The following is a 16,374-nucleotide window of genomic DNA, read 5'->3' on the forward strand; positions in this document are numbered from 1 at the left end:
AGCTGGCTGTACGAGGCGAAGACCGACGGCGCAAAAACTGTATTTTGGCTTACCTTACAGACGCCCGCCGCTACACCAGTGAGTCGGTCCGCCGACCGTAGAGCATAAAGGTTTTTGGCATTACATTTGCCCTCATTGCTAACTAAGCGTCGCTCAGTCAAAGGCAAAAGGCGGCCGAACGACTTGCTGTGCGCGGCAGGGCGGGCTTTGGCTGTTTCTTGGGGAAGCGACGAGAACCCATCGTAAAGTGAGGATTTCGATGAAGATGTTTGCACGACCTTCTGTAGTGCACGGGCTGACGCCGCTATTGTGCGCTCTCTGGCTATGGGCCATGGGCGGGTTAGCGGCGGCGCAAATCGGGACGGGGACGATTCGTGGAACAGTGACGGATGAGCAAGGCGCCGCTGTCGCCGGCGCGACGGTGACGCTGACCAACCAGGCGACAGGCGCGAGTCGAACCCAGACCACCAACGAAGCCGGAACATTCAACTTTAGCGGCGTCCCAGCGGCTTCCTATACCATCAAAGTGGAAGCGCCTAACTTCAAAACCTACGAACAAACCGACCTCCGGGCGCGAGTGGACGGCAGTACGACGCTCACCGTTGTCCTTGCCGTCGGCGGCGCCAGTGAGACCGTCACCGTCACCGGGACGGGGACGGAAGCCATCCTTAACCGTCAGGACGCCAGCATCGGCAACACCATTGCCCAGCGGCAAATTCTTGAGCTGCCCCTCGCGGCGCGCAACATCGCCGGTCTATTGAACCTACAACCGGGCGTTGCCCCGGACGGCTCCGTGAGCGGTTCGCGCAGCGACCAGGGCAACATCACGCTTGACGGCGTGGATGTCAACGAACAGCAGAATAACTCAGCGTTTTCACCCGTTCTGCGCACCTCGCCGGAGTCGGTCGAGGAGTTTCGCGTCACCATCAGCAATCCCAACGCTAACCAAGGACGGTCGTCAGGCGCGCAGATTTCGCTCGTCACCAAGAGCGGGACGAACGAGTTCCACGGCTCGGCGTTTTTCTTCCACCGCCCGACCATCGGCAACGCGGGCAACTGGTTCACCAACGCCATTGGTCAGCGGACACCGCGCGTATTGCAAAACGTCTTCGGCGGCGCAATTGGCGGGCCGATTGTCAAGAACCGGCTCTTTTTCTTCTACAACTACGAGGGACGGCGTGATCGGTCGCAGACGTCGGTGCTGCGTACCGTGCCGCTGCCGCATCTTGGGCGTGGCGAGTTGCGTTTCAACGCCGTCAACGCCGCGACAGGCGCGCCGGTCGGTATTCGGACGTTGACCGCTGCACAAATCAGCCAAGCATTTCCGGCGTTGGCGGCGGCCGGCGGCGGTTCGGCGCTCAATCCGGCGGCCGTGGCCTACTTGGCGCAGGCGGCCGCGCGTTACCCGGCCAATGACACAGGCGCAGGCGACGGCGTCAACACAGGCGGCTTCCGCTTCAACGCGCCGACACCGTTTGACTTCAATGCCCATATCGCCCGCCTTGACTGGAAGGTGGACAACGCTGGCAAACACACGCTCTTCGCTCGCGCTAACGTGCAGTATGACGTGCAAAACTTCACGTCATTCTTCCCCGACACGCCACCGCAACGGCTCTGGTCACATCCGGTGGGCATCGCCGCTGGTCATACGTGGAACATCAGCAACCGCTGGACGAATGTGTTCCGCTACGGGCTAACGCGCTTCGCCACCAGTTCCCAGGGTGACACGTCGCAGAACTTCATCAGCTTCCGGTTTGTGTTTGAGCCGACCGCCAACGCGCGGACGCTCGACCGCATCACGCCGACGCACAACTTCACCAATGACACGACGTATGTGTTCGGCGATCACACATTCCAGTTCGGGACGAACATTCGCATCATCCGCAACCGGCGCATCGGCTTTGCTCAAGCGTTCGATTTTGGGGTCATCAACCCGATCTTCTATGCGCAAAGCCTGACCGCCCCCATCAACACCTTCGCCATCAATAACCTTGGTCTTGCCATTCAGCCCGGCCGTGGCGTGCCGGTACGCGACGCTGTCAACGCGCTCATCGGGCGCATCAATCAGTACACAGTGTTTCTGACCTACGACCAGCGTGGCAACTTGCTGCCGGCTGGAACACCCACAAATCGGTCCTTCGCAGCCGAGGAGTACGACTTTTACTTCCAAGACGTCTGGCGCATTCGGCCGAACCTGACGCTCACCTATGGCATTCGCTATGGGCTAAGCCGGCCGGTTTACGAGCAAAACGGCTTTCAGGCCGGGACGAATATCCCGCTCGGTGACTTCCTGCGCGGGCGCGCACAAGGTGCGGCGCAGGGCCGGCCGTTCAACGAGCTCATCACCATCAACTTGGCTGGACCAGCCAACGGCGGCGACCCACTGTACCAGTTCGCCTACAACAACTGGCAGCCGCGCGTCTCCATTGCTTGGTCGCCGGACTTCAAGAATGGTTTCCTGAGCAAGATATTCGGCAATCGGCAACAGACGGTCATCCGCGCCGGTTTTGCGCTAACTAACGACTACTTTGGACAACAGATCGCCGTCCAGTTCGACCAGCGCAACACGCTCGGCTTCGTCCAGCAGCAGCAAACGTCGTTTGCGCAGTTCCGGTTGACGGGGCCGCCGTTTGCGCCGCTCTTTACGGCGCAGGGACAGAGCTTCCGCAACTTCCCCGGCATCAACCCGCCGCCGCGCATCACCTTCCCGCTGCGTCAGCCGGACGACGGCCAGCAGCGCATCGAGCAATCTATTGACCAGACGACGCGCCTGCCGCGCAACTTCAGCTGGAACTTTTCCATCGGGCGGGAGTTGCCGGCCGGGCTGTTCTTTGAAGCCGCCTACATCGGCCGGCTGGGACGCAACCTGCTGGCGCAGCGCGACGTGATGGCGCTCAACAACCTCGTTGATCCGCGCACGGGCGTGGATTGGTACACCGCCGCCGGCCAACTTGAGGACCTCCGGCGCAACAACACGCCGATTTCGCAAATCCCCAACATCCCCTACTTCAACAACATCCTCTTCCCCGGCATTCTGGCGAACCTCTTCGCTGGGTTTGGCGGCATTCAGGCCGGCATGACCAACAGCCAGGCGATCTATGCCATGTTGTTGAACCCCAGCGCGTGGGGACTGTTGGGACCGGCCGACTGGACGACCGTCCAGCTCATCCTCAACAACAGCCCGCGTCCGGGCGGCTATGGCATTACCGGCATCTCGCCGCTAGGTGAAGACCTGTTCTTCCATCCGCAGTACGGCGCGCTCAACACCATCGGCAGCTTTGGCACGTCCGACTACCATGGCCTCGCCGTCACGGTGCGCCAGCGATACAAAAACTACCTAACATGGGATTTCAACTACACCTTCTCGAAGTCGTTGGACGACGCCTCCGGGTTGCAGACGGCGACCTTCTTCGGTGGCGGCGGTTTTGTCCTCAATCCGTTCCGCCAGCGTGACAACCGCGCCGTGTCGAACTTCGACCTGCGGCATGTCATCAACGCCAACTTTGTCATTCAGTTGCCCTTTGGGCGCGGGCGGGCGGTTTTCGGCAACGCTTCGCGTCTGCTGGACGCCTTCATCGGCGGTTGGCAGTTGGCCGGGATTGCGCGCTACAACTCTGGCCCTGTCGCCGGCGCTGCGACGGGCGACGGCACAGCCTATGCCACCAACTGGCAGGTGCCGAGCAACGCCGTGCGCATCCGGCAAATCTCGACCTCCCCGACGCGCGGCAACAACCCGAATCTCTTCCGGGATCCGGTCTTCGCCTCGCAGAGCTTCCGCAGCGCGCGGCCCGGCGAAACCGGTGACCGCAACATCTTCCGTTTTCCAGCGTTCGCCAACCTTGACGCCAGCCTAGGGAAGAGCTTTACGATGCCGTGGAGCGAAAATCAGTCGCTCCAGTTCCGGTGGGAGGTCTTCAACGTCACCAACTTCCAGCCCTTTGGTCCAAATCCAACTTCTGCTGGGATTCAGACCTTGGCGACGCCGACCGATCCTTTCCGCAACCAGCCGTTGCCGAACTTTGGGCGGCTCACGGCGGTGCAAAACCCGCCGCGCTTCATGCAGTTCGTACTGCGGTACGTCTTCTAACCAACAACCATCGGCCGCAACTTTTCGGGGGCGACCCTTCGCCCCCGTTTTTTCTCGCAGACCCCATTTTCATACGCTTTCTCAATAGAAACTTCGTCTGTCTGGTTTTCTTTTCCAACCCTGTGTAGTTTGAGTTTTCAGGAAACATGCACATGACTTCTATAAATCAGCAAAACAATGTTTATGATCTTACCTGTCAGACAGCTTTCGATAAAACTTTTGATTTGCTGGCGCATTGACCGCAGCGTGGGTAGAGCAAGCAACTGGCCAGCATAGCTTTCTGGTAATCTTTCTTCTATTAACCAGAAAAATACATCACCCTCTAGTTCTTTAGGTTTGATACCAAGTAATGATAACTCTGCAATTTCGTCGCTGTAATGAATCGTCACCGGCAAACGTAGTTCTCTGACCGAGCCATAATGCAAGACATTAGCGATAGTACTGAATGAATAGCATTTTTATTCTAAAAGTTGGTTCTGCTCTGATTTGAAGCGGACATGGCGTACTACCTCTAAAAGGCGGCAGTGAAGAAACTAAGAATGCTTCTGCAGCAGTTGAGTATGAAGAGGAAATAGTGATAGCAAGACTTCCTCAGTCCATAACTGACGGCTTTTACAGTGTAAGTGGCATAATGGGAGGCAGGTAAGCTGTGCTGTACAGCTGGGCAAAGCTCAGCTAAGGCATCGGCTTAATCCACAGGTCAAGTCGCAGCGAGCAAAACCGAAACCAGCAGTTCACCTGCTGCCCCCTTAAGCCGCAGCTTGCCAATGTACAGGCAGCAACATACAGGCTAGCCCTCTGTGCGTCCTAAAATCAAAAGCCTATCCCCTTGTTAAACCGTAAATAAGCTTTTTGGATGAGCCTTAGCCCGCAATACTCCTAATAGATACAACTTTAGACCGCCTCTTTTTGCCGGTACAAGTTTGGTCAAACAAGCGCCAAAAACCTGACAAGGCTCTAAATGGGCGAGTATCGCCGCCGTTTTGGCGTGGCGCGTGGCGTCGAGCCGCCACGCGGGAAAGCGACGGAATGCGCCGCACTCCAAACATTGGCGCGGTTTACACCGGGAATCACAACCCTTGCGGAAACTGCTCTAAAGGGGAGCGCCCGTCAGCACCCAAGCGACGTCATCCGCCTCAAAAGCGCCTGCGCCGAGTGGCGGCCACGCTGGGACAGCAAGTTCTATACACGTTCCCAAAGCAGCTTCAAAAGTCTACCTTGGATGTGTAACAGTACTCGCCATCGCGCGGGAACACTTGACTATACTCGCCGCCCGCTTTGCGCGCTAACCGCTTCAAACGCCCTTGTGCGTTCCGGCGGTTTCCACTTGGCTGCGGTAGTACTCCTGCCGCTTCGAGCGCAGTCGCAGGAAGTCGCGCGCCTCTCTGAAGAGCCGTCTCCGCTCGGCAGGGTCAAAGATCGCCTTGCCGACGATCCGCGCCACAATCCTCGGCCGGAAGTAATAGCTGTCGTAAAAGTCTTCGACAGCCTTCATAATCTGCGCCTTTGTCAGACCCGGATATTCAATGTGTGGTAGTTGGTGGCCTTCTTCATCCGTCATTGCGTCTTCCGTCAGCCAGCCGTTCTCGACCAGATAGTCGTAAAGCTCCGTTCCCGGATAGGCGTGCGCAATCGAAACCTGAATCGTCTCGCAGTCAAGCTCTTTGGCAAAACGAATCGTTTTCTCAATCGTCTGCGGCGTCTCGCCCGGCAGCCCCAAAATAAAATCCCCGTGGACGACCAAGCCAAGCTTCTTACAGTTCTTCATAAACTGCCGCGCCATCTCAGTCGTCGCGCCCTTCTTGATGTTCTGAAGAATCTGGTCGTCGCCCGACTCAAACCCGACAATCAACAGGCGACAACCAGCTTCCTTCATTGCTTTGAGGGCGTCGTACGTCGTCGTGACGCGCGCCGTACATGACCATGTTTTCTTTAGCGGCTTGAGCTTCTCGCACACTTCAATCGTCCGCGACGGCTGATAGGAAAACGTGTCGTCGTCGAAGAAGATTTCCTTCAGCTTAGGGAACAGCTCCCACGCGCGGGCGAACTCCGCCGCGACATCCCCTGCCGACCGTTTGCGCCACGGATGACCAGAAATCGTCTGCGGCCACAGGCAAAACGTACACAGCGCCGGACAACCGCGCGTCGAGTAAAACGCCACGTACGGGTGCAGCAGAAACGGCACGTTGTACTTCGTATAATCAAGATCGCGGGCGTACACTTCCGTCACCCACGGCAGGGCGTCGAGGTCATGAATCGGCGGCCGTTCCGGCGTGCTGACAAACCGCCCGGCGGCGTCCAAGTAGGCAACGCCGTCAATCTCTGCAAGCGGCTTGCCCATGGCAAACTCCGTCACGGTGTAGTCAAACTCCTTGCGCGTCACAAAATCAATCGCGCCCTCGGCCATCCGAAGCGTTTCTTCAGCGCGAACGGTGACATGCGGCCCCACAAAGGCAATCTTGACGTGCGGGTTCTGTTCCTTGAACATCCGCGCCAGCTTGAGGTCGTTGTGCAGTCCCGGCGCGCTTGTGAACAGCACAATAAACTCGTAGTCCTTGGCAATGGCGAGCGTTTCCTGAACTCCGATGCCGTGGGGCGGGGCGTCCACCAGCCGTGCGCCGGGAATCATGCCGGCCGGATAAGCGAGCCACACCGGATACCAGTAGGAGGCAATTTCGCGTGTCGCCGGCCAACGGGAACTCGCGCCGCCGTCAAAACCCTCAAACGACGGTGGATTCAAAAGCAACGTCTTCATCGGCATAGGATTTTGTCTCTCCCCATCGCCGCGTGTCATCAGCGCGGTCGGCGCACGTCACGCGGAAGTTGAGTGCAAAATGATACTTGTCGTTAGAAAGCGCACGCCGGCGGCGCGCGCCGGTTTCGTCAACAAATGGGCTTGGTTCTGCCGAGTGGGCGTCGCGCTGTGGCTGCTCGGTTTGAGCCTGCCGCCAACCATACACGGCGCTTACGTTACGGATGCGCCCCCGCCGGAGGCGCTGGTGGCGCAGATGCGGGAGGCGTTTGCGCGACTCAACGATTACACCTGCCGTTTGGTTGAGCGCAGCTTCAAACGCCCGGATGAGTTTTCCGAAAGCGATTACGCCTTCAAGAAGCCACGTTTGATGAAACTGGTCGGACGCGCCGGCCGGTCGCAAGGCGCTGTAGTCGTGCTGGGCCGGGACGGCAAACCGCGCCTGCGCAAAAACGGCTTTCCCGTACCGGCGTTTCTGGCGCGCGCCGAACTGCATGACTTCACCCACAGCGACTTCGGCAGTCTGATTGATGAAATCGCCCGTCTGATGGCGGACGGCGCGGAGGCGAGCGTCGTCGTCCAAGGCGACGCCTACGTGCTGCGGCTGGCGCGTGGCCGTAACGTACGCCTCTACAGCGTGGACGCCAAACTGGGCTTGCCGATTGAACTGGTCGAAATCGAAGACGGCGTACGGGTCGGCCTGACTGAGTGGCGCGACTTGCGTCTGAACGTCGGCTTGACCGAAGACATGTTCCGTCCGTGATGGGCTGTCGAGGCGGACGCGCCGCCGTGCCTTGTTCATACGCCCATCCCCAGCGACCAAGCGGCAAGTTGGAGCTTACCGCCAAGGGTTTTCATAGCTTCCTCAACGGCGCTGTGCTCCGAGCCGCTATGCATCTTGCAGTTGACGCAGCGCGGGTCTTGCCGACTTTCCCAGTAGCCCCAATCCACCGCGTTCCAAAACGTTTCGAAGTCCTGAAAGTAGCCCTCGCCTTCGATGAGGTAGCAGGGCGCTTTCCAACCTTTCGGCGTGTAGTTGACAGTTGACCACGGCGCACAGGGCAGTTCAATCAAACCGGCGGCGAAGTCAAGGAACTTGGGCGTGGCGTTGATTTTGTACTTTTTGGCGAACGCGCGGATGGCGCGAAACTTCTCGTGGATTTGCTCACGGTTGAGGAAAATGTCATTTTTGACGCTTTGGTACTCATAGCCAGGCGAAATCAGGATGCCGTTTACGCCAAGCTCGTCCACCAGCCGACAGAGCTGTTCCACTTCCTCAACCTTGGTTTCCCGGAAGACGGTCGTGTTGAGATAGACGTTATAGCCCAGTTTCTTGGCTTTTTTGATGGCGTCAATCACCTTGTCGAAGACGCCCACGCGGTTGGTGACGTAGTCATGCGTTTCGCGCATGCCGTCCAGATGAATCATCAGCAGCAGGCGGTGGGTAGGCGGTACGACGCCGAAAAGCTTTTCTTCCAGCTTGAGTGCGTTCGTGCAGAAGATGACGTGCTTATCGCGGGCGAAAAGACCTTCGAGCAGTTCCTTAAGTTCGGGGTAGAGGCAGGGTTCGCCGCCGCAGATGTTGACAATCGGGGCACCGCAGGCGTCCACGGCTTCAAAGCACTTTTCCGGCGGCAGGCGGTCGGAGAGTTTGCCGGTGTACCGCTCGGTCGAGCAGCCCAGACACGCCAAGTTGCACGTGTAGAGTGGCTCCAACATCAGCACGGTCGGGTATCGCTTCCGACCAAGGCGCTCCATCTTGGCGCGGTGGCGGGCTTGGGCGAGGGTGAATCGAAGGGGGAACCGCATAACGAAGGTTTTAGTCCAAAGCGGCGCGGGCGCAGTCCGCATCAGCTGTGTTTTCTGTAAAGTTGTTCAAGGTCGCCGTAGGTATCACAGGTGACAATCAGCCGACAACGATGGCTGCCGTCACGCCGACGGTCGCGGCCGTTCCCGAATAATCTGACCCAAGGCTGGACGGCAATCCCGTTGTGGGGAAGCACCCAACCAAACCGCCATTGAACCCGTTGTGTTCGCCGTGTCTCTGATGTCTTTCACCCGCGCCGCCGGAGATGTCACAGCCCCCGGCGTCCCGAACGCCGCAGAATCGCCACGACCTCGCGCCCGCCGAAGGCGGTTTCGGCGACCGCCAAGGTGACGAACTGAAAGCCGTCGCGCCCGGCTTCGTTCAGCTCCTTTTGCATCGTGGATGTCCGCGACGTGGCCAGCAGCTTGTATTCAACCGGGATGACGCCGCCCGACTTTGGACGCTCCAAAATCACCACCAGTTCTTTGCCGCCGAAGGTGGTCTCAAAAATCGTTTTGCCGCAAATCTCGAAGCCGCTCCGCCCGGCCTCGCGCAGTTCTCGTTCCATCGTGGAGGTTTTGTTGGTCGCCAACAGCCGATACTCGTACTGGGCGTCGTCCGCTCCGGTACGCGACATCACCACGACGCACTCATTGCCGCCAAAAGCCGTCTCACCACCCATGACGCCTTCAAAGCGAAAGCCTTCCCGAGCGTACTGATTGAGTTCCCTCTCCATCGTCGAGGTTTTTGTCGTCGCTAAAAGCCGGTACTCGATACGTTGTTGAGATGTACGTTGTCTTCCAATCTCGATTTCCTGAGCCGCGACGGCGTCGCCCATAACTGAACCCAGCAAACCGATGAAAAGCAGGATTCGCAGTTTCAAAACCATAGAGGTCTTCTCCGAATCGTTTTGGTTTCGTTGACGTTTTGTTGCTTCCTATGCGCGGACAACCGTCACGCGGCGCCCGCCGGGCGTCGTCGCCGCATACGCCCGCGTCCGCTCCGCCACCGGCGGCTGTCCCCGCCGCTGGTCAAAAATCACCAGCCACCCCACCGCCTGCTCCCCTAGCCCCGCCAGATAAGCCTCCAACTGCTCCAGCCCTTCCTTCTCAGGGTCCGCCTCCCCGTCACGCCACACTTTCAACGCCATCCCCACCGTCACCTCCCCGTACGCCAAACACACATCCATCCGCCGCGTCCCCACCGCATACTCCCGCGTCACCCGCCCGCCCCCGTTCTCCACCCGCTGCAGGTACGCCATCAGCACGATGTGCGGCGCAATCTCCGGATACGATGCGCTCCGCAACAACGGCTTCCCGTGCCGCCACCAAAAACTCAAAAACCTTTCCAACAGCCGCTCCGGCACCAACTGCCCCGCCTCATTCAACCACGTCGCCGGAATATGCGGCAAAAACGCCCGCGTCGGAAACACCAGCATCCGCGCGATGACTTCCCGGTACATCGGGTTGGCGACTTCCAGCCCGCCGGCGGGCGACAGCCGGCACAGCCCCAAGTCCAGCACATACCGCCGGTCGTCGTCCGACACGTCCGCCAACAGTTCGCCGGCCAGCATCGGCGCGATGATATCCCGGACACGCTGCTCATTGAGCCGCTCGGCCAGACTGTCGAGGTGCGTGTCGCGCCGGTCAATCAGCGCCCACTTGGCTTCTTCAATGTGGTCGCGGGTGATGGGCTGGGAAGGGTCGGGTTGAATGAACTCGGTCGCCTGCCGCGCCAGCGCGTTGACCAGCCACGGCTGCCCGTGGGTGAGTTCGTAGGCGTAGGCGACGGCTTCATCCGTGAAAACCTGCCCGGTTTCAGCCGTGTGCTGCCGGTACAGCGCGGCGACTTCATCAAAGGTGAAATCGCCCAAGGTGAGGGCGTCCATTTTGTTGAAGGGACTGGCGGTGTGCAGCCGGTCACTGCCGCCGGAGGCGACTTTGTAGTCGCGCACGTCGCGCAGCCCAATCAACGCCAACGACCACGGAAAACTCTGCGGACGACTCGGATACCCAGCTCGCAACTGCCGCAACACCGACACCAAAGCATTATCCTGCAGGGCGTCAATCTCGTCTAAAAATGCCACCACTGGTCGCCCGGCGCTGCGCGCCCACTGCGCCAAGGCTTCCGACAGCGAAAGATCAGGCACGCCCGTCGTTTCAGCCCACGCCGGCCGCTGCTCCGGCGGCAGTTGCGCCGCCAGCGCAATGCGCCACGCACGGATGATTTCTTGCTCCGCCGTGCGCGGGTCGTCCGTGAACGGCGCGCCGGTTTCCAGCGACAGCAGCGCCGCCGTGTATCGCCCTTCCGCCGTCAACTGCTGCGCCAGGGTCAGCATCAGCGTCGTTTTCCCCACTTGACGCGGCGCGTGCAGGACAAAGTACGCCTGCTGGTCTATCAACCGGCGCACCCCCGGCAGACGCTCCACCGGCGACAGCATGTAGTGAATGTCCGGCCGACACGGCCCAGCGGTGTTGAAATAACGCATACCGACCACCTCTTTACTGAATCGAGAGGCTGGTGCGCTCAATGAATGGGCGCGCCTGCACGATGTACAGCCGTCCTTGGTAGGTCAACCATTCAATGTCCTGTTTGCCGCCGAACAACCGCTCAATCGCCAAGGCGACCTGCCCCAAGCGCCGAATCATCGCCGCCGACAGCACTGGCTGGTTAGGCGCGCCTGCCACTTCCTTCACCCCACCTTTTACGTCAAAGGTCAATATGGTTTCGTCGTCGGCGCGGGTCAAAATGAGCGCCGTGTCGCTTTGTGGGCGGTAGATAATCTGCTCCGGCACGCGCCGCCCCTCTACGACCCGCAGCCCCAACCCACGTTTGGCGTTGATGTAGATGCCTTCCGTGTCCCGTCGGTCAAAGGGGTTGGTGGTGACCAGGACGCCGGCGCTGTCGGCGTTGACGCCCTCTTGAATGAGAACCGCCGGATATACCGCCAGATGGTCAATGCGCGCCGCTTCGCGGGCTTCAAACGCTTCAAAGTTCCAGATTGAAGCCCAGACGGTTTTGATGGCTGTGATAAGCGCCTCGTCGCCGACGACATTCGGCACGGTGGTGTATAGCCCTGCGCCGCTGAAGTCCGGCAGGTCTTCGGCGTTGGTTGAACTGCGGACGAAGAGCCCCTTGCCTCGGTACTCACGCCGCACCTTGGCTAAAATCGCCCGGCGCAACGCCGGGTCGAACGGCGCGGCGACGATGAACGCGCGCAGCTTGGCGAGTTCAACCTGTCGCGTCTGGGGGTCGTGGTGAAATCGGTCGTCGTTGAGCAGCGCCAGAACGCGCGCTTCGACGCCGTGGCGGTCGGCGAACGCCTTGTAGTGGGCGAATGGGATTGTAAAACCGGGCGGCACGATCACGTCGGGAATTCGTGCCTGCGCGACTTCACCGAGATTCGCCGACTTTGCGCCGAATCGAACAACATCCTGCGCCCGCTGGCGGTGGAGATCGGTGAGCGCACGCCACCGCAAATCGGCGCGCGGCAAACGCAGCTCACGGCTCAGTGCGCGTTCGCGTTCGGATTCGACGATTTGCTCAGCCGGCTCAACCGTTACGCCATCTTCGGTGACGACCAGCGTCACCCAGCGATCCACCAGACTGCGAAAGCGCGCGTCGGCGTCCTTGACGTAGGCGTTTGGTATGCCCCAGCCCTTCGCTAAGAGGTTCAGGTGCGACAGCGGTGCGCCCGGTTGGGTGACAAGAATGCCGCGCAGCGGCGTCGTGGAAAGCGGCGTTTCCTTGAAAATCACGATGTCTTCGCGCTCGAAAGGCTGCGGCGGCGGCAGTCGTTCAACGAGGCGCAGCACGCCCGTTGCGCGTCCGGTGTTGAGCGCCAGAAAGGTCGTCTCCGGGAGGGTTTCATCCGCCCGCACGCTCGGCACGGTGGGAAGCTGGGCTGCGATTTCCTCGTGTCGGCGGGCGTTGGCTTTGAAGGTCAACGGCGCGAAGAAGGTTTGCGTTAGTCGCTCATGAGCGTAAGCCACCAACGTTGGGGTCAGAAGGTCGCCCTCCCAGAACTCGTAGGTGAACCGCGCGAGACGGGGTTGAAACGCGACGGTTCCAAGCAGAAACCGGCGCTGTTCATTGGTGTAGTTTTTGCGCAAAAACACATCGCCGGCGTCGAGCGTCAGGTAGGTCGCCCGTGCGAAATCGCTGTGAAAGCGAAACCGCCGCGAGTTGGCGTAGTACACGCGCCCGTCGGCACGGTCAATGATGAACATGACGCTTGGCGTCGCGGCTTGTTTGCCCTGAACGGTCGTACGGGCGAGCCGGTCGAAGTCGGCGCGTGTCATGTGCGCGACGAAATCCGGCGCGGTGGGGTCGTCCGGCGGCGACTGCGCGCCAATCTTCGACATCGGCGCGGAGCAGCACAAGGCAAATAAAATGAAAAACAAGGCAAAGCGGCGCATGGCGCAAGGCGTTTCAGTCGCTAACTTTTGGGGCGAAAAACCTGTACGCGCTCAGGGTTACCGGTGAGGTAAGGGCCACCGATGAGGTCAATACAGTACGGTATCGCTGGAAAAACTGCCTCCAAGCATTCCCGAATCGACTTGGGCTTGCCGGGCAAGTTGACAATCAAACAGCGTCCGCGGATACCCGCCGTTTGCCGCGACAGAATTGCTGTCGGCACATACTTCAACGACACGGCACGCATCAGCTCTCCAAAGCCCGGCAGTAACTTTTCACAGACGGCTTCCGTCGCTTCAGGCGTTACATCGCGCGGCGCTGGTCCTGTCCCGCCGGTCGTCACAACAAGGCAACAGCCCTCATCGTCGGCCAGACGGCGCAGCTCCGCTTCAATCAGAGGTTGTTCGTCAGGAACAAGCCGGGTAATGGGCGTCCAATCGTCGGCGATGAACTCGCGTAGGACGGCGACAATTGCCGGTCCTGATTCATCAGCATAAACGCCTCGGCTGGCGCGGTCGGAAACGGTCAGGATGCCGATCTTGATGTTTGATGACGACATACAAACCTAGCAGGATTCAGCGGCGGCTTTGACCGGCCGAAAGGATGCCTTAGACTGTCCGAACTTATTTCAGCTTTCGATTAGGGATTCTGCCATGCCAAGCCTGTTTCGTACTACGTATGCCACGTTCTGGGTCGTGTTGCTTCTGGTTGGTTCAGCTGCTGCGCAAGACGAAGCGCCGTCCTCGCCACCGCCGAGCGCCTTGCCCAGCCCGACCATCCGAGCAACGCAAACGTACACTGCGCCGCTGGGCGATTACATTATCGGTCCCGGTGATGTGGTGGAAATCAAGGTCTACAAACAGCCCGACCTGACCGGAAGATTTCGAGTCGGTGAAAACGGGGCGGTTGACCTGTTGTTTATCGGCCGGCAGCAACTGGCTGGTCTGACTGAGGAGGAAGCAGCGGACGTGCTGCGCCAAGCGCTGCGGAAATATCTACGGCAGCCGGAAGTCAATGTCAGCGTGGTCGAGTTTAACTCACGTATGATCACGGTCATCGGTGCTGTGCGGTCGCCGGGACGGCTACCGTTGCGCCGCGCCATGCGCCTGCTTGATGTGATTGCTTGGTCAGGGGGGCTGACTGAAGACTCCAGCCGTTTCGTCAACATCATCCGCTATGTCCGTAATTCAACCGTGCCGACCCAGGCCGCTGGCGATGATGTATCGCCGGATGTGGACATTATCTCCGTCAACATTGATGAAATCATTGCTGGCAACACGCAGAACAATCTCCTGCTTCAAGCCGGAGACATCGTATCCGTCCCGCGCGCTGATGTGATTTATCTGGCCGGCAATGTTCGCCGGCCTGGCCCACTAACAGCCCGCAATCCTATCACTGTAACCCAAGCCATTGCCATGGCGAATGGGTTCTCCGACGGCGCAAAGCGTAACGACATGCGGCTTTACCGCACCGTACCCGGTAAGCTCGAACGCGAGGAAATCAAAATCAGCTTGGCGGACATTCAATCTGGGAAGCAAAAAGACCTCTTCCTTCAGGCCAATGACGTACTTTATGTGCCGCACTCGGAAATGCGTGCCGCCGGCCTCAACCTTGCTCGTAGTCTGCCGCCGATGGTGGTGGGGATGTTGATTCCCTTCCTAACCACTGGGTTGATTCGGTAGTCGGTGCGCTGCACGGACGAAAACTAAGGTCTATAAGCAAACCCATGGTACAGCATCTTTGGTTCAGGAGCTTGGCCCAAGTTTTGTTTCAGAAAGCACCAGCGGAAGAAAGCTGAGACTGACAACTCGACCAGCAATAGCTGGCGCTGCCGCCTCGCCATAAGGTCGTTGACAGTGTTGTTCTACATCATCGGGCCGTGGGTACAAACACAGCCCAAGCTTGGTTTTCATAGCGTCACCTAGTGGCTCAGCGTCATCTCGTGGTTTACTACGTTACTACGTTTACTTGGTTTACTTGCATAATTCTTGCATTATCAGACGCAGGTTGTATTTAGACACCGTGGCTTTTCGATAAGCCTTCTGCCGGCCGCTTCATCCTTTCCTGTTAAGGAAGATGCAATAAATGTCACGTACGACTGACTCATAGATATACGTCTAGAGGGTGTGGGAGTATTGTAGCTTTGTGGGAGCATTGTAGCTTTTTCGATGACGATTTCCCGTCAGCCGCTAAGCAAAGCTCCCCTTGGAAAAAAGCTGTTGCATAGTCTCTGTCGGCAAAGAGTATTGCCGATGGATGCATGCCCTTTCCCGTGATTCTCTTTCGATATATCAGCATCAAGCCAAGGCAGAGCTCATCTTTTATAATGCTTTAGTACATCCCGCGATGTTTCTGAGCCTTGCCTCAATGCTGGCGCTAAATGCTTTGACTTGGCTTTCTTTTTTGGACTGCTGGGACACAGAATCTTCACCTCGGTTCTGAGTTTATATCTCACCAAACGATGACGATTTGAGTCATAGTTATCTATGTTACTCCCTCACTACTTGACAAATCTCTTTTATAAGCTTGACTCCCTTTCGGACTCGCCAACATCGCTTTGATATCCATAAGCACTTCTTCAATGATCTTACTCTTTGCTCCTAGTGAGTGGTAAATATCCAATAGTTTTTCTGGTCCGCCGTGCTCATACAATGCCAACCATTTGGAAAATCTGCATTTATACCCTGTCATCCACAGCCGCGCTCCGTCCGCCCCCAACGGCTGCCACACCTGCTGCCGCTTGATGTTCCCGTTGTTCCACGGATCGCTCGTCCCAGCGCCCCACATATCGTCCGTGTACAGCCACTGGATGCACCCTCGATCCCAACTCTCCCGCGTCCCGTACACGCTCCCCGTCCCCACCCGCACGTCATACAACTGCCCGCGCACGTTGTACCGCCGCGTGTGCCACAGCCGCGTCCCCGTCCCAAACGCCTCCTGCGCCAACGCCCCGTGCGCCGTGTACGTTATCCCCTCCGCGTACATCCGCCACGCCCCATCCCCCAGCGTCCCCCACGTCGCCGTCAGCCGCCCAGCCGCGTCGTAGGCGTACACCTGCTCCCGCCCCGACGGCAGCTCGTCCCGCGTCGCCAGCCCGCCGACCGTCCAACTCCGCCGCAGCACGTAACTCACCCAGCCCCCGCCGCTCACCCCAAACCGCTGCGCCGCTTCCGTCACCCGTCCCGCCGCGTCGTAGCTCGTCACCTCCCGCCGCGTCCGCGTCACGTCATCGCCAAGCGTCGCGCTCCACCACCCGCGCCCAAGCCCGTTCACCGCCCCGTCGTACCCGTACCGCCGCGCTGAAACTCGAAA

11 protein-coding genes are annotated in these 16,374 nt (G+C 59.1%); 3 read left to right on the forward strand and 8 right to left on the reverse strand.

Features of this window, described 5'->3' with window-relative positions; translation table 11 throughout:
- Positions 1 to 265 precede the first annotated feature (265 nt).
- Complete coding sequence (locus tag NZ585_12995; protein ID MCS7080950.1) at positions 266 to 4,087, forward strand: carboxypeptidase-like regulatory domain-containing protein; 3,822 nt, start codon at positions 266 to 268, stop codon at positions 4,085 to 4,087.
- A gap of 137 nt (positions 4,088 to 4,224) precedes the next feature.
- Here the strand turns inward: NZ585_12995 and NZ585_13000 are convergent, their stop codons facing one another.
- Together NZ585_13000 and hpnJ are read right to left on the reverse strand one after the other, a co-directional pair.
- Positions 4,225 to 4,476 carry a hypothetical protein gene (locus tag NZ585_13000; protein MCS7080951.1) on the reverse strand — a complete coding sequence of 84 codons (252 nt, stop codon included), beginning with the start codon at positions 4,474 to 4,476 and terminating at the stop codon, positions 4,225 to 4,227.
- A 905-nt stretch (positions 4,477 to 5,381) separates the two neighbouring features.
- Positions 5,382 to 6,848, reverse strand: a complete 1,467-nt coding sequence (gene hpnJ, locus NZ585_13005) for a hopanoid biosynthesis associated radical SAM protein HpnJ (protein MCS7080952.1) — start codon at positions 6,846 to 6,848, stop codon at positions 5,382 to 5,384.
- A 73-nt stretch (positions 6,849 to 6,921) separates the two neighbouring features.
- On the opposite strand from hpnJ, the gene NZ585_13010 reads away from it, so the two are divergent.
- Positions 6,922 to 7,602 (forward strand): hypothetical protein, encoded by a 681-nt coding sequence (locus tag NZ585_13010; GenBank protein MCS7080953.1) that lies wholly within the window; start codon positions 6,922 to 6,924, stop codon positions 7,600 to 7,602.
- A gap of 35 nt (positions 7,603 to 7,637) precedes the next feature.
- On the opposite strand, the gene hpnH is transcribed toward NZ585_13010, so the two are convergent.
- The 5 genes from hpnH to mog all read right to left on the reverse strand — a co-directional run bounded on the left by hpnH (position 7,638) and on the right by mog (position 13,621).
- Positions 7,638 to 8,648 carry an adenosyl-hopene transferase HpnH gene (hpnH, locus tag NZ585_13015; protein ID MCS7080954.1) on the reverse strand — a complete coding sequence of 337 codons (1,011 nt, stop codon included), beginning with the start codon at positions 8,646 to 8,648 and terminating at the stop codon, positions 7,638 to 7,640.
- A gap of 266 nt (positions 8,649 to 8,914) precedes the next feature.
- Complete coding sequence (locus NZ585_13020; protein ID MCS7080955.1) at positions 8,915 to 9,535, reverse strand: hypothetical protein; 621 nt, start codon at positions 9,533 to 9,535, stop codon at positions 8,915 to 8,917.
- Between the two features lie 48 nt (positions 9,536 to 9,583).
- Positions 9,584 to 11,134, reverse strand: coding sequence for an AAA-like domain-containing protein (locus tag NZ585_13025; GenBank protein MCS7080956.1), 1,551 nt, complete (start codon positions 11,132 to 11,134; stop codon positions 9,584 to 9,586).
- A 13-nt stretch (positions 11,135 to 11,147) separates the two neighbouring features.
- On the reverse strand, positions 11,148 to 13,010 hold the full coding sequence (locus tag NZ585_13030) for a PEP/pyruvate-binding domain-containing protein (GenBank protein ID MCS7080957.1): 1,863 nt from the start codon (positions 13,008 to 13,010) through the stop codon (positions 11,148 to 11,150).
- 74 nt (positions 13,011 to 13,084) lie between these two features.
- On the reverse strand, positions 13,085 to 13,621 hold the full coding sequence (gene mog, locus NZ585_13035; GenBank protein MCS7080958.1) for a molybdopterin adenylyltransferase: 537 nt from the start codon (positions 13,619 to 13,621) through the stop codon (positions 13,085 to 13,087).
- A 94-nt stretch (positions 13,622 to 13,715) separates the two neighbouring features.
- Here mog and NZ585_13040 point away from each other — a divergent pair, with 94 nt between their 5' ends.
- Positions 13,716 to 14,744 carry a polysaccharide biosynthesis/export family protein gene (locus tag NZ585_13040; GenBank protein MCS7080959.1) on the forward strand — a complete coding sequence of 343 codons (1,029 nt, stop codon included), beginning with the start codon at positions 13,716 to 13,718 and terminating at the stop codon, positions 14,742 to 14,744.
- An 802-nt stretch (positions 14,745 to 15,546) separates the two neighbouring features.
- On the opposite strand, the gene NZ585_13045 is transcribed toward NZ585_13040, so the two are convergent.
- A partial coding sequence (locus tag NZ585_13045; GenBank protein MCS7080960.1) for a hypothetical protein occupies positions 15,547 to 16,374 on the reverse strand: 828 nt, incomplete at its 5' end.

The organism is Chloracidobacterium sp., assembly GCA_025057975.1.
Lineage (GTDB): Bacteria > Acidobacteriota > Blastocatellia > Chloracidobacteriales > Chloracidobacteriaceae > Chloracidobacterium.